Source organism: Polyangiaceae bacterium, from assembly GCA_020633235.1.
Lineage (GTDB): Bacteria > Myxococcota_A > Polyangia > Polyangiales > Polyangiaceae > JACKEA01.
In genome coordinates this window covers 154614-174323 of record JACKEA010000010.1, presented here as the reverse complement: position 1 = coordinate 174323, position 19710 = coordinate 154614, and the positions used below count along the sequence as shown (strand labels likewise).

The following is a 19710-nucleotide window of genomic DNA, read 5'->3' as shown; positions in this document are numbered from 1 at the left end:
GAACGGAGCGTAAATCACGGCGGCGGTTTGTGCCCGCCCTATTCGCAGCGATCTTGCGCGACGCGGGGGCCGGGCATAGCGTTCGCCGGATGTCCGCGGCGTGCCAAGCCGCTTCGAGAACGTGGAGAGCCGAAGATGACGAGCAAGGTAGTGGCCGTGGTGGGCGCAACGGGCGCCGTGGGCCGAGAAATGCTGCGTACGCTGGAGCGGCGGGACTTTCCCGTGGAGCGCTTGGTGCCGCTCGCGTCCAAGCGCTCCGCAGGTAGCCGTCTCTCCTTCCGCAGCGAAGCCGTAGAGGTGCTCGAGCTGACCCCGAAGTCCTTCGAAGGCGTCGAGATCGCGTTGTTCAGTGCGGGCGCCGGCGTGTCGCGGGAGTTCGCGCCCATCGCCGCGGCGGCGGGCGCCACGGTGATCGACAACTCCAGCGCTTGGCGCATGGACGACGAGGTGCCGTTGGTGGTTCCGGAGGTGAACCCCCAAGCGGTGATGCACAAACCCAAGGGCATCATCGCCAACCCGAACTGCAGCACCATTCAGCTCGTGGTTGCGCTCAAGCCCCTTCACGACAAGGCGCGCCTCAAGCACGTGGTGGTGTCCACCTATCAAGCGACGAGCGGCAAGGGGCACGCGGCGGTGGAAGAGCTGCGCACCCAGATGTCTGCCCTCGCCGCGGGCAAAGAAGCGGAAGCCAAGGTATTCCCCACGCAGATCGCCATGAACCTGGTGAGCGACTGGAAGCCGGGGGACGGCAACTACTCTGAAGAAGAGCTCAAGCTGGTCAACGAGACTCGGAAGATCCTCGGGGATCGCGAGATTGGCGTCACGCCGACCTGCGTGCGGGTTCCCGTGGTGACGGGTCACAGCGAGTCGGTTCACATCCAGTGCCATGAGCCCTTGAACGCGAAGCAGGTGCTGGAGCTCTTGCGCAATGCCCCGGGCATCGAGCTCTTCGACGCGGACTATGCGCCGGGCAAGGAACCGCAGCCGCTTCACGCGGCGGACACGGATCCCGTTTACGTGGGCCGCGTGCGGGACGACCTGGCCGTGCCGGGCGCCATCAACTTGTGGGTGGTCTCCGACAACCTGCGCAAGGGCGCCGCGCTGAACGCGGTCCAGATCGCGGAGCTCTTGGCATGAGCTCCCGCCGCCCCGTTTCCCCCGGGGCAGAGGAAATCCTGGGACTGTATTTTCCCGTGCTGGACCACGGCTTCGTGTCGTTGGTCGACTACATGGGCACGGACGAGTGCATCGAGCGGGCGGCGCGCGTGAGCTACGGCTACGGGACCCGCAAAGCCAGCCTCACGCGCGGGCTGATCCGCTATCTGCGACGCCACCTGCACACCACGCCCAGCGAGATGGTGGAGCTCAAGTTCCACTGCTGCATGCCGATGTTCGTGGCGCGGCAGTGGATCCGTCATCGCACGGCCAACGTGAACGAGTACTCGGGACGCTATTCGCTGATGCCGATGCTGTTCTACATGCCGAGCGAAGATCAGCTGCAGACTCAGAGCCGGGAGAACAACCAGGGCCGCAGCGGCAATCCGGTCTCTGCCGAGATCTATGCGGAGGCCAAGGGGCGCTGGACGGAGATCCGTCGCCTCAGCGCCAGCGCCTATGAGTGGATGACCCAGGAAGATCTGGCGCGTGAGCTGTCCCGCATCGATCTGCCGCTGTCGACCTACACCCAGTGGTACTGGAAGATCGACCTGCACAATCTGCTGCACTTCCTCAAGCTGCGGGTGGACAGCCACGCGCAGTGGGAGATCCAGGAGTACGGCCGCGTGATGGCGGGTATGCTGAAGCGCGTCGCGCCCCTCAGCTACGAAGCGTGGATCGACTACGACGTGTGCGGAGCCCGCATGAGCCGCATGGAGCTCGAAGCGCTGCGCAAGCTCGTGAGCGCCGCCCCGGACGCGCTCACCACGAGCGGCGGGCAGAACCTGGATCGCGGCGCCCTGGCGGAGCTCGGCATGAGCAATCGCGAGATCGCCGAGCTGACGACCAAGCTCCAGGCCGCGGCGGTTCCCGACTTCGACCTGGACGTCTCCAAGGGCGAGCCCGCCGAGGTGTTCGCCGAGCGCATGGCCAAGGCCGTGCCCCAGGTCGACGAGTCCCCGACGGAGTAGCGGGTCAGAAGCGCGCGGCCAGGTGGACGCCGTAGGCACCCTGGACGCGCGGACGCACCACGAACCGAGAGTGGCTATCGCCGGCCAGCGCGTGGGAGGTCGGAAGCAACCGCACCGCGACGCCGGAAGACCCGGGGAGCTCCAGATCGCGCGTGATCACGAGATGTCCGAGCAGCGCCTTGTAGCCGCAGCCCTCCGGGCCGCAGTGGCTCACCGAGCGCTTCTTCTTGGGAGCGGGGGTGGCCTCTGGGGCGTCCTCGGCCTCGCTGGGCAGCTCCGCGCCGGGCGGGAGGCACAAGGCGGCCGGTAGCTCACTCGCCGCTTCGGCCTTGGAGGCCTGGCGCCGTACTTGACGATGGCCACCGCCGATGGCGTTCGTGTCCCGCACGAACGCTCCGGCGTTGGCTACCCGAGGCAGCTCGGGCTTGGCCGTCTGGGGTCCCTCGGCCAGCGCAGTCCCCGAGAGGGAGAGAACCGAAAGCGCAACGGCAATACGAAAGAGACCCACGGCAAGATTCAGAGTGCCCTGCCACAAGCGTCCGGGCAAGAGTATAAGCTACTGAAATCATTGGTTTCGTAGCAGCTTTCGGCACCCGGCCCCACACTCGCGCACTCCGAGCTTCGCGCCAGAGCTGAATTTTCACAGCGTTGCTGGATTCGACGGGTGGGGCTCTACGAATGCCTAGAGTCTGTTGACAGTTTCTGGATGGGATTGGTGCTGAAATCCTGCCTCGATGAGAGTTTAGCTTGACATACGTTCAGTTATTGGTAGGCTGCGCGAATGGGGGTTCGAGTCGCGCTTTCCGATGCCGAGTGGGCACGCATTGCGCCGTTGGTTTCCGCTCTCACGTCACGCGGTCCAAAGGGCGACGATAATCGTCGCTTCATCGAAGCAACGCTGTGGTATCGGCGCTTTCGGCGCTGGGCGCTGGCGGGTCGCTGGCACCAGCTTCACGAAGTGCTGCAAGTGCGGCCTTCCGATGACCTGTTGATGGACAGCACCATCGTGAAAGCGCATCCACATGCGGCGGGCGCGCTGAAAAAGGGGGCGGGCAATCATCAGAAGGTCTCGGCCGCTCTCGCGGTGGCTTTTCCACAAAGGTTCATGCGCTCGTTTCGGCCGAGGGCGCGCTGGTGCGCTTCATCGTCACGGGAGGCGAGGCGGCTGACGTGACGCAGGTGAATGCACTCGTCGTGGAGCGGGGTACGGGACAGGCTGTCATCGCTGACCGGGCCTACGACAGCAATGCCGCACTGGCGCATATCCAGGCGTCAGGGTTCGAGGCGGTCATCCCCTCGCGCAGGAATCGCAAGGTCCAGCGCGAACTCGACCGCGACAAGTACCGGCTCCGCAACACGGTGGAGCGCTGGTTCGGGCGAGTGAAGGCGTTTCGCCGCGTGGCCACGCGCTACGAGAAGACCACGCGGAGCTACGCCGGATTCGTGATTCTTGCGGCTGCTCGCGTTGCTCTCACGGGGTGGCCCGGGTGACTCGGCACACCACCTTCAGCTTTACGCTCCAGCCAACGCGCGAGCAGGAGGAGCTGCTCCGGCGGCACGTCGGAGCGGCGCGCTTCGGCTTCAACCAGTGCCTGCGCTTTGTCATCAACGCCCTCGAGGCCGAGGAGAAGCCGCCGTGGTCGGGCTTCGATCTCATCAACGACTTCAATGAATGGAAGCGGTCGGAGCGAGCCGGGGTGGACGAGGACGGGCGCGTGGGGCTCTCCTGGCGCTTCGAGGTGGTCCAGCAGGTGTTCGAAGAGGCGGCGGTCGACTTGGGGCGGGCGCTGCAAGCGTTCTCGGCAGGTCGCAAGGGAGAGCGCTCGGGCAAGCCTCCCGGCTTTCCCCAGTTCAAGAAGAGGTCGGAAGCGCGGCAGTCGTTCCGCATCCGCAACAAGAAGAACGAAGTCCGCGTTGGCGAGGGCGACCCGCGTTCCGTGCGCCTGCCGAAGCTCGGCAGCATTGCCGTCCGGGAATGCACGCGCCGGCTGCGCCGCATGTTGAAGAGCGATCGAGCCAAGGTGCTGTTCGCCACGGTCAGCACCCGCGAGGGCGGCCGCTGGCGCGTGACCTTGAACGTCGAGGCCGCCGAGCTGCATCCCGCGCGGCGCCACGGCAGCGCAGAGGCTCCGCCGGTCGGCATCGACCGCGGGCTCAAGACCTTTGCGGTGCTCGCCAGCGAAAGCGGTAGGCAGGTCGAGCACATCGAGAGCCCGCGCCCGCTCCGCGCCGCGCTACCGAAGCTGCGGCGCAAGAGCCGCAGCCTGTCCCGGAAGCAGCCGGGCTCTCGCAATCGGCACAAGGCCCGCGCCCAGCTCGCGCGCGTGCACCAACGCATTCGCAACATCCGACACGATTTCACCCATCGCCAATCGAGCCGACTGGCCCAGACCCACGGTCACTTGGTCATCGAGAAGCTGAGTATCTCGGGGCTCATCAAAACCCGACTCGCCCGTGCCATCGCGGACAGCGCCTGGGCGCTGTTCGGAGCGCAGCTCGCCTACAAGGCGAAGTGGTACGGCGCAACGCTCACCGTGGCTGACCGCTTCTACCCCAGCACGCGCCGATGCAGCGCGTGCGGGACCATCGGCGAGCGGCTCGACCTCGGAGAGCGCACCTTTCACTGCAGTAGTTGCGGTCACGAGGCCGACCGCGATGAGAACGCTGCCGTGTGCTTGGCTCAGTACCCTCGCGTACTCGGCCAAGGAGACTGGCCTCCTGTCGCCGCGAAGCACGCGGAGACGCAAAACGCCTGTGGAGAGGGAAGCTCTGGCGAACCACCGCTCTTGGTGGTCCGTGAAACTACCCTCGTCGAAGCAGGAAGGGCCTATGCCCAACGCCCGAGAAGGGCGGTGTTGGCCAAAACTGTCAACACGCTTTAACGGCCGTTGGATCCGAACCTTGAGCGCGGGTCTGGATGTCCAAAACGAGCTCGTCGGAGAGGCGACCGTGCTTCTGGAAGTGACGCATGTGGAGGATGGGGCGGCCTCCCATCTCAGCGGCGGTGTGACCGGCGACCTGCTCCACGTACTTGCGGGGCTCGAAGGGGGCGAGGCTGACCTTGCCGGCGACCCCCACGCGGCCGAGGAGCTCGAGCAGGGCGTCGAGGCTGTTCATCTTCATGTAGGGGCAAGTGGCGCAGCCCCCCGCGGTGGAGCAGCCCTCACCCCCGGCCACGCCGGGGACGACGGCCAGCTCGGCGTCCCCCGTAGCCGCGATGGCCTCGCTGGCCACGGGGAAGACGATGTCGACCGCGACCTGTGGGCGAGCGCGCAGCGCGGAGCGGACTCGGCGAACGATGGAAGTGACCATGCCGGCCTCGGTGCCCAGCACGAACGAGAGGCGACCGCTGACGGCTTCGTCCACCTTCTTGCCGATGAAGGAGAGGATATCGCTGGTGGAGCCCACGGCCCCCTGCCCGTGGCGCTGCTTCTCCAGCGCGACCTGGAACATCTCGCCGGGGACCTCCAAGTGCGCGGTGACGAAGGCGTCGGGGTAGTCCTGCCGCACGCGCTCGGCGACTTCGGCGCCGAACATGTGGTGGACGATGCAGGTGCCCTGCTCGAAATAGTGGAAGTGCTGGGAAACGCGCCGAATGCTGGCTTGGTCGTGGGCCGGGTGCAGAGCACGGATCTGTTCCACGGGGAGCTCGGCGAGGGAGCGGAACAGCTCGGCGAGGTTCTTCCCCATGTAGGTGTCCGGCCCGAACCACACGTTGGCTTCCGGGATCTGAGCAAAGGCCTGCAGCACCGTTTTCACGACGTTGCTGGAGGTGCAGGTGATGGTGGGAACGAGGGCGTGCGCCCGCGCCTTCGTGATCAAGCTGGTGTTGATGTAGACGACGTGCAGGGAGCTCGGCACGCGCGCGGCCTTCTGCAGGTACGCGCCGTAGGCGGCGGCTTCCGCGCTCTCCGCCAGGCTGCAGCCAATCGGCTCCATGGCAACGCGATACACGGGGACGTCCGCGTGGCCGCTGGCGTCGAGCATGGCGCGGACGTTCTCACTCATGAAGTCCACACCGAGCACGACGATGGTACGAGCGCCGCCTTCCACCATGCCGATGGCCGCGTCCGCCATGGCCAGGGAGTCCGAGATGTGGATGTGCGGCCATTCGCACGCGGCCAGCACGCCCTGGAGCTCGGGGTCCATGTAGAAATGCGCGACGACGCCGGCGTTCTTGTCCTCCAGCAACCGCTGGAGCGCCGCGACTTCGTCCGGATCCGGGTCGAGGTACGCCGCCTGGGATTCGGCGAAGGCGCCCTCCGCCTCGAAGCGGTCCGCGTGGATGGTCAGAGTCGGAAATGCCGCGTGAGCCACGACGGAGTCATAGGACCGCACCCACGCGAATTCCAGGGGTGCGCCTACTTCGGCGTCCGCCCCGGCAGCCCCCCGAAGGTCTTCAGGGTGTGGTCGAGCAGGTCGCCGCAGGCGGCGGGCCCGAGGTCCGTGGTCTCGAACGGGTCGCGCTCGACGTCGTAGCACTTCCAGCCGGTATCCCAGGCCCGCGCTTCGAGCTTCATGTTGCGGCGCATGTAGCCCCAGTTCTCGAAGGCGCAGCTCCACACCCCCGCGCAGTTGGTCATGGGCAGCGCGGTTTCCGTGAGCTCCGGCCGCAGCATGCTGTGACCCAGCATCTTCTTCTTGTACTTGGCGAGCTGCGGCGCATCCCAAAGCCCCATCAGGTCCAACATGGTGGGCGCCATGTCCACGTGGAACAGATAGGCGTCGCGCTTGGCGCGGAGGTTCGCCTCTTCTTCTTCGTTGAGCACGCCGGGGGGAGCGTCGATCCACGCGGGCACGTGGATCTCTTCGTCGAAGATGCTGAACGTGTGCCCCATCTGGCCGTGCTCACGAAACGCCTCGCCGTGATCGCTGGTGTACACGATGATGGTGCGCTTGCCGGCGTCGGACTCTCGGATGTGCTTCAGGATCTTCGCGATGTGCTGGTCCTGCTGATAGACCGAGTTCTGGTAGTAGTTGAAGAAGGATCCGTTCTTGTCGGGGGCCTTGCTGGTGGTCGCGGGCTGAAAGGGCTGGGGCCCCTTCGGGTTCACGTAATACGGGTAGTGGACGTTCGAGAGATGAACGACCGCGAAGAAGGGCTCCGGCAGGTTCTGGAAGTCCTTCACCACGTAATCCGCGAGGTAGTTTTCGGGCGCGCCCATGTCCAGGTCCGCCGTGGGCTCCAGATCCGTGGCGCTCACGAAGCGATCCGCACCCAGGTTCTTCACCCACAGCCGCGCGTTGCCGAACATCATGTTCTGGCTCGTCCAATAGGCGGTGTGAAAGCCCGCGGCCTTGGCGTAGTCGAACAAGAGCGGCCACGTGTGGAGCACGTCACGCGACTCCTGCGGCCCCACGCCGGACCACAGCACGGCCAGGCTGATCGCCGTGCAGGACTCCATGGAGCGCATCTGGGTGAAGGGAAATCGCCCTGGAAATAGCTGATTGGTGGCTTCCGTGCGGCGACAGCTCTCATCCGGATTGATGCAGGTGGCGTCCGCGCGAACGCTCTCCAACAGCACGAACACCACGTTCCGATCCGGCTTGCCGGGGGTGAGCTTCGCCACCGGTAGCGAATTCCGAACCCGCGGCCTCAGCTGATGCGACTGATCCGTGAAGCCGAGCTGCGTACGGATGAGTCCGCCCACCGCTTGGAGGTACAAGACGTCCGGCGTGGAAGCTTGCAGGTGGCGGTGCTGCGTCGGAATGAAGAACGACGCCACCAGCACCAGTGGCGCCGCCACGCACGCCGCGCGCCCCACCCAGCGGCGCGGGCGAATCAGCCGGCGTCCCAAGGCTATGAGCAAGATGGCGACGATGAAGGGCGGCGTCTTCGCGCGCAGGTAGTTCCCGATGTCGGCGAACAGCTGATTCACCACGCTGTCCATGAAGTTCGACGCAAACAGGGACACGTCGACGTTCAAGTACGCGTTGTACTGCTGGAAGAAGTACTGCTGTCCGCCAAAGGTGAAGGTGGCCGCCACGACGAAGAGCACGGCCGCGACCCAACGCCCCCAACCATGGCGCCGCGATGCCGCCACCAAGAGCAGGCTCCACAGGACGAGGCTCTCGAGCATCGCGCCGGCGTAGGTCGCGCGATAGACACCGTGGAGCTCCATCAAGCGGTCCCCGCGACGGAGAGCGTCGGCGGCGACCACCGCGACCATGGGCACGGCGAGCAACGCGAACGCCGCCAGCTTGCGAGCGCGAACGAGCCGCAGCCGCGCACTCCGGCGCTCCTCGGCTAACGCCGAGAAGTCTGCGGATTCGGCCTCCACGCGCGGCACTCCTTGGCCGCGTGCTTCGCTGTCGAGCTCGACGTTCTGCACGGACGGCGCGAATCCTAGCGCAACCTCCCCGCGGTTCTAGCCGTTGTCCGGCTTCTTTTGTTGGTTCGCCGCGGAACCCCGCAGTTCGCAGGTACGTGGGGCTACAGATCCGTGAGCCAGTTCGTGATGAAATAGTTCGCGATCAAGATGGCGACGGCGCTCTGGACCACCGCGCGGGTGGTCGCCTGGCCCACGCCCCGAGCGCCGCCGCTGGCGTAGAAACCCTGACGGCACGAGATGGCGGCGATCAGGAAGCCGAAGACCGCGCTCTTGATCTCGCCCATCAAGAAGTCGTCCAGCTCGAGGTATTTCTCGATGTTGGCAACGAAGATGCCCGGGTCGATGCTCAGCCATTGCACGGCGACGATCCACGCGCCCAGCATCCCGACGCAGCTGTACAGCACGCACAGCAGCGGGCACATCAGGACGGACGCGAGCATCCGCGGCGACAACAAGTACTGAACCGGGCTGACGCCCATGGTCACCAGCGCGTCCACCTGCTCCGTGACGCGCATGTTGCCGAGCTCCGCCGCCATCGCGCTACCTGCCCGAGCCGTGACCATCAAGCAGGCGAACACCGGGCTGATCTCTCGGGCGAGGGAGATGGCCACGATGGACCCGACGCTACCTTCTGCGCCGAACTGCTTGAGGCTGTGCACCATCTGAAGCGACAGCACCATTCCGCTGAAGATCCCCGTCAGCGATACGATGAAGACCGACTGCACCCCCACGAAGTCCATCATCGCGATGAACTGGCTCAGTCGATACGGCGGCCGGATCAGCCACACCAGGGTGCGGCCCGTCAGAAGGAGCAGCTGGCCGAATCCCTCGAAGGCGCGCAGCGGGACCGCGAGCAGCGCGTCCACGATCCCACGCGCGCCCAGGGTGTCGGGCTGGCTGGCTCCGGCTTCGGCCACGGCCCGTGGTTCTAGCTCGGATTGGCTCGCTACGCCGAAAACTTCGTTGACGGAGCGCAATGCGCGCCTGCAAGGCGCAGTCCCCGCGCTGCGCTACTTTCGCAGCGCTGCGAGTCGACTGCGGCTTTGCTCGCCGGTGGCACTGAGGCTCGCCCGGCGTGGGTCCGTCGACAGCATCACCACGAGGGCGTCACCTCCAAGCACCTCGACGAACCGCTCGCCCCACTCCACGAGCAACGCCATGCCGTCGTCGCGCTGGGCGTCGAGGCCCAGGTCCCGCACCTCGCGCTCGACTTCCACGCGATACAGATCGGCGTGCGCGATCGGCGGTCGCGTCGCGTACTCATGCACGAGAGAGAACGTGGGGCTGGTCACGCGGACGCGGGCGGACAGTCCCAGCGCACGACAAACGGCGCGAACCAGGAAGGTCTTGCCGGCGCCGAGCTCTCCGGACAGCACGACGAGATCTCCCGCCTCGATCCCGGCGGCGAGCCGGGAAGCCAGCCGCGTGGTGGCGCGGCGCGTGGGGAGGTCCACGACCAGGGGTGGCTCGGACATGTTGCTCACTTGCTGCCTGCGGCGCCGCCCGCCACGACCGTGATGGAGCGGGGCAAGCGGCGGTCGCCGCCGAAACCTCGTGACGTCGTGGTCCACAGCGACGCCGTTACCCCGGCCAGCTTGGCGCGAGCCGCTTTGTGGAGCTCCGCGACGGCACTCGCTTCGTCGACCCGCTCCAGCGCGAAATCGGCGAGCGCCACGCCGCCCAAGGCCGCCGCGTCGTGCCCCAAGGCCGCCCACCAGCTCGGGGCGCGATGTCGCTCGGAGGCCCACTTGGACATCTCCGCCGTCGGAGACGTGGGGGCGGAGTCGGGATGCGCGCCCAAGGGGAAGCTTCCGCAGGCGGCGACCCAAGTGGGCCGCTCACTGGCGAGATCCGGATACAGATGCGCCGACTCGAGCCCGAGGCCGACGTTGGGCGTGAGACCGATGGCGCGAGCCTCGCGCAGGGCGTCTTTGGTGCAGCCGGGATCTCCGGCGAAGACGAGCGAGGCGACGTGCTCCTTGCGCCAGACCTGGACCGGAAAGCGCGCGGTGCCGGCCAGGGCCGCCGTGGCGGCACAGGACGCGGCGTCGCTGGAGCCGCCGCCGATCTGTGCGACCGGTCCCTGACCTACGAGGGCCGAACGAAGCAACGTCATGACGTCCTCCGTACCCGCTCCGATCCGAAACGCGAATCCGTCGCCCTTCGCTGCTGACGTGGAGGGCGGAGCCAGCACGATCACCGGAATCTGCGCGTCGTCCGCATAGCGCGCGGCTCGCTCGGCTCCTTCCGAATCGAGTCCCGCGACGAGGATCGCGGCGCCATCGCCGGCGAGGCGGGCTAGGGCCGATGGAATGCCGTCCATGCTGCCGCCGTCGTCACTCGTGAGCAGACGCACGGCTTCGGGATTCGACGCCGACTGCGGCAGTCCGAGCGCCCGCGCCATGCCCGCGGCGACGTCCGCCGAACGCCGACGCAGCGCTGCGCTTCCCGTGCTGAGCACCAGCCCGACCTGACGTCCCTGCACTCGAGGCACGACGGATCCTGCCGCGGCGAGGCGCGCCAGCTCCGCACCGCGGTCCCCACGCCGAACGCCGGGAGCGCCGGAGTCGAGCAGGCGTCGTGCCAAGTCCGCATCCCCCTGCTCGATCGCCAAGCGCATCAGCCGCTCGCGCAACGACTTGCGCAGCCAGTCCCGCGCGGGAGCCTGGGTGGAGCCTTCTCCGAACCGCTCGCTCTCTTCGTCGAGCTGCGCCAGGGTGTCCTCCACGGCGCGCGCCGGAATGCCGTCGAGGAATCCGAGCACGCGATCCTGCACCGCTTGACGGTCTTCCGGCGGCGCCCCCGCGACCCACTCCAGCATGAAGCGAACGGCGTCGTGCATGTGACGCGCAGCCACGGCGGCGCGCACGCGTTGCTCGCCGTACATGAAGCGCTCGTCCGCATCGACGATCTTGCCGGCCAATGGCGCGAGGCGATCCAACGCCTCGTCCGGCTTTCCTTCACGCGTCAAGATGGCAGCCTCCGCCACCACGGCGAAGTCCTGCGCGCTCCCCGCTACGCCTTCGCGGGTTTCCGCCACCAGCGCCCGGGCGCGCCTGAGCTCCCCGCGCTGGATCAGCACCCACGCCAAGTAGATCCGCGCCACCCGCGCCCGGTCGTCCTGGGGATGGCGTGCGATGAACGCCTCCAGCGAGGGCAGCAGCCGCCGACGGTCGGCGTCACTCGCCGTGGTCCAGCGGCGATGCAGGATCCGGAACTCCCGCTGCGCCGCCAAGGTCTCTGCCAGGGCAGCGTGCGGCTCCCCGGCAGCCCCGCGCCCCCCACCGCAGGCCATGCCCGCGCTGCTGCACCACGCCGCCCAAACCAGAGCGAAGCCCAAGCCGCGCCACCTTGACGGAGCCCGGAGGCTCCCGTAGGAGCCGCGTGGAACGCGCGGGGTCTTCGGGCCTGAGCGCTGCAACCATCGAAGCATGTCACGCCCGGGCGAGGTCGAGTCAAGGGGTGGAGCCGCGCCACGCGCCAACCCCGTTCTGCGTCGGCTCTTCTCGCTGACCGGAGTCGTTCCGCTGAACGCGTTTCTGGTGCTGCACCTGTTCGACATGTGGCGCGCCACCCAGTCCCGCAGCGCCTTCGAGTCGAGTCTCCTGCGGGCGCCATGGCCGCTGGCCTTGGAGCTCGTCGTGCTCTGGCTGCCCCTCGCGTTCCACGCGGCATACGGCGTGCGGCTCTTGCTGCGGGGCGACAGCTTGGAGCTCGCCACAACGAACCCCCGCGACCCGCGCCGCATCTTGTTGCGCGGCGCCGCGTGGCTCACGCTGGCGTTCCTGGTCTGGCATCTCGTCGCGTTTCGCCTGCGCCTCGCGCTCGGCACCTTGGCGCCCAACGCCGTATACGACGAGCTGTGCGCTTCCCTGTCGAGCACGATCGCCTGGGGCATCCCGCTGGTGGCGATCGGCTACGTCCTCGGCCTCGCCGCCACGCTCTTCCACACCACCCGCGGCCTGTTGCGGATGTCCCGCGATTGGCAACCCCTCGCGCGCCGAAAGAGAGTCGTCGCCATCGCCCTGCCGTTGCTGGGCGCAGTCGCTTTCATCTGGGGGCTGAACAGCATCGTGGTGCTGGCGACCGGCTCGAACCTGTTGTTCGCCCCCGCGAGCCCCCACCTCGGATACTGACGCTCCGCCGCGCTGCCCCTCGCCGCGCTGCCTCTCGCCGCACTGCCCCTCGCCGCGCTGCCCCTCGCCGCGCTGCCTCTCGCCGCACTGCCCCTCGCCGCACTGCCCCTCGCCGCGCTGCCCCTCGCCGCGCTGCCCCTCGCCGCACTGCCCCTCGCCGCCCATTTGAGGTATGAGGGCACGCGCTCAGCTTGCCCTGAATGGATGCCGCGACGAGCTGGCCGCGACGGGTTTCGCGCCGGACCAACAACATCATCCCGTCCATCCCCCTACATCGTCGTCCCGTCCATCCCCCTACATCGTCCCGTCCATCGCCGACATCGTCCCGTCCATCCCCCTACATCGTCCCGTCCATCGCCGACATCGTCCCGTCCATCCCCGACATCGTCCCGTCCATCGCCGACATCGTCCCGTCCATCCCCGACATCGTCCCGTCCATCCCCGACATCGTCCCGTCCATCGCCGACATCGTCCCGTCCATTCCCGACATCGTCGTCCCGTCCATCATCTCGCGGCAGCTCTTCGCTCCAACGAATCTCTGCAATGCCTCGTTGCTACCTACTCGCCTTGTGCAGCGGCTCGTCCCTCGATCAACAGTCGAACAACGTCACGCTGTTCAACCTGGTCGAGCAGCTGAACGTTCCGCCCAACGCGCCCCCACCGCCCGGCGGTGTCCTGCCGCTGGAGATCCACGCCTACTTCTCCTTGACGGCCGAGGAGCTGAACCAACCCTTCGAGGTTCGTTTCGCCGTGGTGAGTGAGAGCGGACTCGAGCTGTACACGGATCCCTTCCGCCATCGGTCCGTCACGCCGCGCTATCGCACGCGCACCCTCGGCCTGCCCTTTCCTGCCGTTTTCGGCATGTACGAGGTTCGCATCGACATGCGCCCAGAGGGCACCGGCGAGTGGCAGCGCGCGAGCATCGCTTGGCCCCTGACGGTGATCGAAGCGTCCCAGAAGCCGCAGCTCACGCATTAGCTTGTCGCTGCAACGCGGAACCTCGCGGCCCCGGCTCACGCACTAGCTCGTGGCTGCATGCGGAACCTCGCGGCCCCGGCTCACGCACTAGCTCGTCGCTGCAACGCGGAACCTCGCGGCCCCGGCTCACGCACTAGCTCGTCGCTGCAACGCGGAACCTCGCGCCCCCTGCTCACGCACTAGCTCGTGGCTGCATGCGGAACCTCGCGGCCCCGGCTCACGCACTAGCTCGTCGCTGCAACGCGGAACCTCGCGGGCCCGGCTCACGCACTAGCTCGTCGCTGCATGCGGAACCTCGCGCCCGCAGGAACGCCGAGCGCACCCCCGCGGCGGCAGGAACGCCGAGCGCACCCTCGACTGCGGCAACCACGGAAGAGCGGGCGAGCGCGACAGGGCGACCGTTCGGTTCCGAACGATTTTCGCGGCGCGACAGGGGGGGCGCGGGCGCGCGCGACCGTTTGGTTCCGAACGGTTTTCGCGGCGCGACAGGGGGGGCGCGGGCGCGCGCGACCGTTCGGTTCCGAACGATTTTCGCGGCGGGCGCGCGCGACCGTTCGGCTCCGAACGGTTTTCGCGGCGCGACAGGGGGGGGCGCGCGCGCGCGCGACCGTTCGGTTCCGAACGGTTTTCGCGGCGCGACAGGGGGGGCGCGGGCGACCGTTCGGTTCCGAACGGTTTCGCGACCGCAGGGCGCGGCGCGCGCTACACCGTTCGGTTCCGAACGATTTTGGCGACGCGACAGGGGGGGCGCGGGCGCGTTAGACCGTTCGGTTCCGAATGATTTTGGCGACGCGAGTTGGGGCGCGACCGTTCGGTTCCGAATGATTTCGGCGACGCGACAGGGGGCGCGACCGTTCGGTTCCGAATGATTTTGGCGACGCGAGTTGGGGCGCGACCGTTCGGTTCCGAATGATTTCGGCGACGCGACAGGGGGCGCGACTGCGCGCTACGGCCATTTCAAGGCGCGCCTACGCTGACGGGCGAGCGCTCGTCAGTTGCCGAGGCCGCAGGGACAGCCCTGGCTCGAGGAGCACGACACCAGGGACAGAGCCATCTGCGTCGATTGGCCGAACGGCCCGCCGAAGCTGTCGATGACGCCCTTGCACGTCCCGGGTTGATAGCAGCTGGCTCCGGTGCACCCGGTGTTCGCGGCGCACTGCAAGATCACCGGACATCCGAAGTCCGCGATGCACTGCCCGAGCTGGCTGAAGCAGTCCGTGCACAAGCACTTCTCGCACGCGCTCGTGGCCTGCGACACGCACTGCGCAACGCCGCCGCTGCCGCCGCTGCCGCCGCTGCCGCCGCTGCCCGCGACGCCGCCCGATCCGCCGAAGCCCGCAACGCCACCAAAGCCGCCGCTGCCCGCAACGCCACCAAAGCCGCCGCTGCCCGCGACGCCACCGCTGCCGCCGCTCCCGCAGCTGCCGCAGTTCAAGCTCGTGACCTCGTTCACGCAGATACCGTCCCAGTTGTTGTTGCAACAGAACGGATCGGATTGGCACACGCACTGGGCAGTGGGGATGTCGCCGCAGCCGGCCCAGGGATGCGTCTGACAGCAGCTCCCGGTGAAGCCGCCGGTGCCACCCGAGCCCGCGACGCCACCGAAGCCCGCGACGCCGCCGAAGCCCGCGACGCCGCCGAAGCCCGCGACGCCGCCGAAGCCCGCAACGCCGCCCGAGCCGCCGAAGCCGCCGGTGCCGCCGGACCCGCCACCACCGCACTTGGTGGGCGGGGGACCGCCGAACTGCCAGGTTTCCACGCAGCCCAGCTGAATCACGCTGTAGTCCGTGCCGCAGATACCGCTCGGCTTACAGCAGCCTGGCAGCGTTTGTCCGGCGACGTCGATCGACGGGCACGATGGATCGAAGAAGCCGGGTTGGTTCTTCTGCACGCAGCCGGGAGGCAGCGGCGCGAGACCCTGCACCGGCGTGACGTCCAGACCGCAGGCGTTGGGATTGGTGGGCGGACAGCACGCCGACAGAGTGACGATGCCTTGCAGGTTGAACGGTGAGCACAGCTGCCCGCCACAGATCACCGCGCCGCCCGTACCGCCGAAGCCGCCACCGCCGAAGCCGCCACCGCCGAAGCCGCCACCGCCGAAGCCGCCACCGCCGAAGCCGCCACCGCCGAAGCCGCCACCGCCGAAGCCGCCACCGCCGAAGCCGCCACCGCCGAAGCCGCCACCGCCGAAGCCGCCGGTGCCGCCGCAGTTGCCGCAGCCAAAGCTGTTCACTTCACTGACGCACAGATTGTCCCACGACTGCTGACAGCAGAAGCTGTCCTTGGCGCAGACGCAGGCGGCAACCTCGGGGATCGCGCAGCCCGGGCTCTGGGTCGCGACGCAACAGCTCCCTCCGCCGCCCACGCCGCCCGCACCGCCGAAGGCGCCCACGCCGCCCGCGCCGCCGAACGCGCCCACGCCGCCGAACGCGCCGATGCCGCCACTTCCGCCGAAGGGGATGCCGCCCGCGCCGCCGAACGCGCCGATGCCGCCCGCGCCGCCGAACGCGCCGATGCCGCCACTTCCGCCCGGTCCGCCGCCACTGCCGCTGACGCCCCCATCGAGACCAGTGCCCCCGACGCCCGCGGTGCCATCGTCGAACAGCTGGTCTCCACTGCGAGCGCCGCACCCCGTCGCCACGCCGTAGAGCACCAAAGCCGAAACCCCCAGATATACCGCGCGCCTCATGGGCGAAGTGTAGCCCCGCGGCGCGGAAGCTCCGATTTTGCCGCGACGATTCCGCGGCGCACCGACATCAAACCGCTAATGGTCGGGATTCATTGGACAATGTGCGTTGCTTCGGAGCGCCTTTGCAACCGCTGAACAAACGTTAGAATCCGCCGCGCGAGGGCGCCGTTTGGGGATTCCCGGGGGACGTCCATCAGCGAACCACGCGAGCACGACCATGGCAGAGCCCGAAAGCCAGCACGACAAACGCTCCTCGTCGGGGACGAACGCGTCGCGCATTTCGGGCATCACCGAGCGTCCGCGAGCGCCCGGCGGCGACGATGGCGATCGCACCTCCGCCGTGACGGAATCGAACCGCGAGCCCGCGCGCATCTCCACGATGACGGAGTCGAGTCGCAAGACCACGCTCATCCCGCCGTCGTCATCGTATCCGAACACGTTCCGCACGGGCGAGCCGCCGCTGCCGACGCAACCGGACAACGAGATCCCCATTCCCGCCAGCCTGGCGCCGGACACGCTTCCGCCCACCGAGCCGCCCTTCGAGCTCGAGCTCGATACGTTGCCGCCGGTCATGGAAGAGGATCGGGACACCATTCCGTCACCGCCACCGCCCGCTCCCGATCCTGACAAGTCTTGATGTTGGTGCGGCGCGAGCCCCGTCGCGCACGCCCTCACTGGCGCGAAGCGGAAACGCGCTCAGCACTTCGACGGTGATCAACCGCCAAGTGCGGCGCCGAAGCGACTCGGGCTCGCTCGCCGTTACGCAGAAACAGCCAACCGCCAAGACGCCAAGCCAAGACCTGAAAGAGAGATGGGTCTGTGAGCTCGACGCGATTCACCACCACGTCGCAAGCGTCGCTTGGAGCTCCCCGCGCGCGCCCCGTGACCTCTCGGCGCGCTCGGCGACTTGGCAGTCCTGTCTTCTCTTTGCTCGTCAGCCCCACGTTGCCAAAGCGCCAAGCACGCCAAGACCTGAATGCGAGGGACATGCGTGGGCGAGGAGTCTTCGGTTTCCATGCGCTTCTCCCCGCGTTTCGGCCATTGCTAAGGAAGAGCGCACAGGACTGTCGAGTCCGCAATCGAGTAAGGGTTGACGGCGTGCTTGGCGAACAACCCGGAACAACTCTTTCAGATGCGAGACCTGCGCCAGCGCGCCAGCGAATGCACGGCGCGGGCTTTCCGTCAGTACGACCACGTCGACCCGCTCGGCAAGGGTGGCGGTGGCGAAGCGCGCAACGGTCGGCTGCTGTGCGCGGCACATAACGATCTCCACGCACGACAAGCCTATGGCAGCGAAGTCATCGACGAGAAGATCCGCCGCGCCCGATCAACGGCGGAGCAAGTAGGCGCGGCTCAGAATGCGACGGACAAGTGCGACAAGCTCCGCGTGGCGCTCGTGACCATGGGCTTCAAGAAGACAGCGTGCTCCAAGGTGGTCGCGGCACTCGGCACAGAGGCCGAACGCTTGCCTTTGGACCAGCTGATCCGCGAGGCCCTGCTCAGACTCACGCCGGGCTGAGCGCGGCGGCCTTCACCAGCGAATGTCTCCTCCTGCTCCGAACATGTGGAACGCCTCGGCCCTTTACCGCGCCGGACCAGAAAGCCCATGCCCAGGCGAGAGTCACGAAGGAGTGCCAAAGACAGCCCCACGTTGCCAAAGCGCCCAGCACGCCAGGACCTGAATGCGAGGGACATGCGTGGGCGAGGAGTCTTCGGTTTCCATGCGCTTCTCCCCGCGTTTCGGCCATTGCGAAGGAAGAGCGCACAGGACTGTCGAGTCCGCAATCGAGTAAGGGTTGACGGCGTGCTTGGCGATCGACATGGCAGAGGTCGGCGCTGATCTCGTAAGAAATGACCCAGCCTCGTGACGGGAAGAGGTTGTCGCCGTTCAGACGTGGGACCTTCGCCAGCGCGGTAGCGAATGGAATACACGCGGCGTGAGGAGCAGAAGGAAAAGCGCGATTCGATGTCGAATTCAGTAGACAGGATTTCGGGCGCACCGCGCCTCGTCATCGCGTCTCGCGTCACGATGGGAGCATGGGCGCACGTCCGCGCGCGCTGAGCGCGTTTCGGTTCGGTTTCGATTTCTGAAGCATTCAGCGCTCTGAACGCCCAGCAGCGAGGCACTGAAGGAGCCAAAATTTCGCATGGTATGTCGATGGGACCCCAAGGGGGACTCATGTCGAACCAGAACCACGAACGTCACGAATCCGATGGCCTGCAAGAGCTCGATGCGCTCTCGAACGACGCGCTTTGGCAAAGTACGCTCACGGCGAACGCCACGCGTCGCCGCGCGGTTGCGCGGCTTCTGGTGCATCTTGCGCTCATCGAAGAGCGCCGGCTGCACCTGGTACGCGGCTACTCCTCGCTCTACGATCTGTGCGTGCGCTGCCTCGGGATGAGTGAGGGCCAGGCGCATCGCAGCGTCTCCGGCGCGCACGCAGCGAAGAGCTTTCCCCTCGCACTGGAGATGATCGCCGATGGCCGCTTGCACCTCACCGGTCTTTCGCTCATCGCCAAGCGCCTCACGCCCGAGAACCACGCTCAGCTGCTCGAAGACGTGGCCGGCAAGACCAAAGCCGAAATCCTGATCGTGCTCGCCCGCCGGTTTCCGAAGCCGGATGTTCCGGATCGCGTGGAGCCGGTGTCGGACGGGTCGCGCCCTTCCGAACAAGGTAGTTTGGGCCTGGATGGTGCGCCGCGTTCCCGAGTGGAGCCGCTTTCGGAGCAGCGCTTTCACGTGCATTTCAGTGGCAGCGCGGAGCTGAAGACCAAGCTCGAGCACGCCCAGAACCTGATGAGCCACGTGAGCCGGAAGCTCGAGGTCGTCATCGAACGTGCCCTCGACGCGCTGATTCGCGAGCTCGAGAACAAGCAGTGGGGCAAGACCGATCGCCCCCGACGCTCCGGGGGTCGCAAGGACCGAAGGCCAAGTCGTGCGGACAAGCGCGAGGTCTACGACCGCGATGGAGCCCAGTGCAGCTACGTGTCTCCGTCGGGCGTTCGCTGTACGGCGCGCGCGTTCCTTCAGTACGACCACGTCGACCCGCTCGGCAAGGGTGGCGGTGGCGAAGCGCGTAACGGTCGGCTGCTGGAGGGCCGAGTGCTGCAAGGTGGTTGTGGCACTCGGCACAGAGGCCGAACGCTTGCCTTTGGACCAGCTGATCCGCGAGGCCCTGCTCAGACTCACGCCGGGCTGAGCGCGGCGGCCTTCACCAGCGAATGTCTCCTCCTGTTCCGAACATGTGGAACGCCTCGGCCCTTTACCGCGCCGGACCAGAAAACCCATGCCCAGGCGAGAGTCACGTTTGTGCGCCGGCCGTCATCCTGCTCGCGCACCCGAATGTGTGAGGCGTGCCAAAGAGAGACGGGTCTGTGATCTCGACGCGGTTCACGATCACGTCGCAAGCGTCGTTTCGAGCCTCCCTGCGCGCGCCCAGTACCTTGGC

The 19710-nt window shown here is 67.4% G+C and carries 16 protein-coding genes and 1 pseudogene; 9 read left to right on the top strand and 8 right to left on the bottom strand.

Annotated elements, in window-relative coordinates; all coding sequences use genetic code 11:
* Nucleotides 1-135 precede the first annotated feature (135 nt).
* Both H6717_40295 and H6717_40290 read left to right on the top strand, forming a co-directional pair.
* On the top strand, nucleotides 136-1137 hold the full coding sequence (locus tag H6717_40295) for an aspartate-semialdehyde dehydrogenase (GenBank protein MCB9583343.1): 1002 nt from the start codon (nucleotides 136-138) through the stop codon (nucleotides 1135-1137).
* Complete coding sequence (locus tag H6717_40290) at nucleotides 1134-2126, top strand: FAD-dependent thymidylate synthase (protein ID MCB9583342.1); 993 nt, start codon at nucleotides 1134-1136, stop codon at nucleotides 2124-2126. Before H6717_40295 ends, H6717_40290 begins: the two co-directional genes overlap by 4 nt.
* Nucleotides 2127-2130: 4 nt before the next feature.
* Here the strand turns inward: H6717_40290 and H6717_40285 are convergent, their stop codons facing one another.
* Entirely contained in the window at nucleotides 2131-2634 is a 504-nt protein-coding gene (locus H6717_40285; GenBank protein MCB9583341.1) for a hypothetical protein, read from the bottom strand.
* 482 nt (nucleotides 2635-3116) lie between these two features.
* Here H6717_40285 and H6717_40280 point away from each other — a divergent pair.
* Nucleotides 3117-3617, top strand: a pseudogene (locus tag H6717_40280) (IS5 family transposase).
* Nucleotides 3614-5008, top strand: coding sequence for a transposase (locus tag H6717_40275; GenBank protein ID MCB9583340.1), 1395 nt, complete (start codon nucleotides 3614-3616; stop codon nucleotides 5006-5008). The pseudogene H6717_40280 and the gene H6717_40275 overlap by 4 nt, the downstream one beginning before the upstream one ends.
* Here the strand turns inward: H6717_40275 and nadA are convergent.
* The 5 genes from nadA to H6717_40250 all read right to left on the bottom strand — a co-directional run bounded on the left by nadA (nucleotide 4995) and on the right by H6717_40250 (nucleotide 11798).
* Nucleotides 4995-6443 carry a quinolinate synthase NadA gene (gene nadA, locus H6717_40270; GenBank protein MCB9583339.1) on the bottom strand — a complete coding sequence of 483 codons (1449 nt, stop codon included), beginning with the start codon at nucleotides 6441-6443 and terminating at the stop codon, nucleotides 4995-4997. The two genes, H6717_40275 and nadA, sit on opposite strands and share 14 nt — an antisense overlap.
* 44 nt (nucleotides 6444-6487) lie before the next feature.
* Complete coding sequence (locus H6717_40265) at nucleotides 6488-8458, bottom strand: sulfatase-like hydrolase/transferase (protein ID MCB9583338.1); 1971 nt, start codon at nucleotides 8456-8458, stop codon at nucleotides 6488-6490.
* A gap of 101 nt (nucleotides 8459-8559) precedes the next feature.
* Nucleotides 8560-9315 (bottom strand): ABC transporter permease, encoded by a 756-nt coding sequence (locus H6717_40260; GenBank protein MCB9583337.1) that lies wholly within the window; start codon nucleotides 9313-9315, stop codon nucleotides 8560-8562.
* Nucleotides 9316-9468: 153 nt separating this feature from the next.
* Nucleotides 9469-9918 carry a tRNA (adenosine(37)-N6)-threonylcarbamoyltransferase complex ATPase subunit type 1 TsaE gene (tsaE, locus tag H6717_40255; GenBank protein ID MCB9583336.1) on the bottom strand — a complete coding sequence of 150 codons (450 nt, stop codon included), beginning with the start codon at nucleotides 9916-9918 and terminating at the stop codon, nucleotides 9469-9471.
* Between the two features lie 20 nt (nucleotides 9919-9938).
* The gene (locus H6717_40250) at nucleotides 9939-11798 is read right to left on the bottom strand and encodes a hypothetical protein (GenBank protein MCB9583335.1); all 1860 of its coding nucleotides are present in this window, start codon (nucleotides 11796-11798) and stop codon (nucleotides 9939-9941) included.
* A gap of 91 nt (nucleotides 11799-11889) precedes the next feature.
* On the opposite strand from H6717_40250, the gene H6717_40245 reads away from it, so the two are divergent.
* A complete protein-coding gene (locus H6717_40245) occupies nucleotides 11890-12594 on the top strand; it encodes a hypothetical protein (protein MCB9583334.1) in 705 nt (234 codons plus the stop codon).
* Between the two features lie 337 nt (nucleotides 12595-12931).
* On the opposite strand, the gene H6717_40240 is transcribed toward H6717_40245, so the two are convergent.
* Nucleotides 12932-13102 carry a hypothetical protein gene (locus tag H6717_40240; protein ID MCB9583333.1) on the bottom strand — a complete coding sequence of 57 codons (171 nt, stop codon included), beginning with the start codon at nucleotides 13100-13102 and terminating at the stop codon, nucleotides 12932-12934.
* Between the two features lie 35 nt (nucleotides 13103-13137).
* On the opposite strand from H6717_40240, the gene H6717_40235 reads away from it, so the two are divergent.
* Nucleotides 13138-13572: a hypothetical protein gene (locus H6717_40235; GenBank protein MCB9583332.1), complete on the top strand. Its 435-nt coding sequence runs from the start codon at nucleotides 13138-13140 to the stop codon at nucleotides 13570-13572.
* A gap of 991 nt (nucleotides 13573-14563) precedes the next feature.
* On the opposite strand, the gene H6717_40230 is transcribed toward H6717_40235, so the two are convergent.
* A complete protein-coding gene (locus tag H6717_40230) occupies nucleotides 14564-16261 on the bottom strand; it encodes a hypothetical protein (GenBank protein ID MCB9583331.1) in 1698 nt (565 codons plus the stop codon).
* A 217-nt stretch (nucleotides 16262-16478) separates the two neighbouring features.
* Between H6717_40230 and H6717_40225 the strand changes: the two genes are divergently transcribed.
* The 3 genes from H6717_40225 (at nucleotide 16479) to H6717_40215 (ending at nucleotide 19640) form a co-directional block, all read left to right on the top strand.
* Entirely contained in the window at nucleotides 16479-16898 is a 420-nt protein-coding gene (locus H6717_40225) for a hypothetical protein (GenBank protein MCB9583330.1), read from the top strand.
* A gap of 495 nt (nucleotides 16899-17393) precedes the next feature.
* Nucleotides 17394-17780 (top strand): hypothetical protein, encoded by a 387-nt coding sequence (locus H6717_40220; GenBank protein ID MCB9583329.1) that lies wholly within the window; start codon nucleotides 17394-17396, stop codon nucleotides 17778-17780.
* A gap of 660 nt (nucleotides 17781-18440) precedes the next feature.
* Entirely contained in the window at nucleotides 18441-19640 is a 1200-nt protein-coding gene (locus H6717_40215) for a hypothetical protein (GenBank protein ID MCB9583328.1), read from the top strand.
* Nucleotides 19641-19710: the final 70 nt, after the last annotated feature.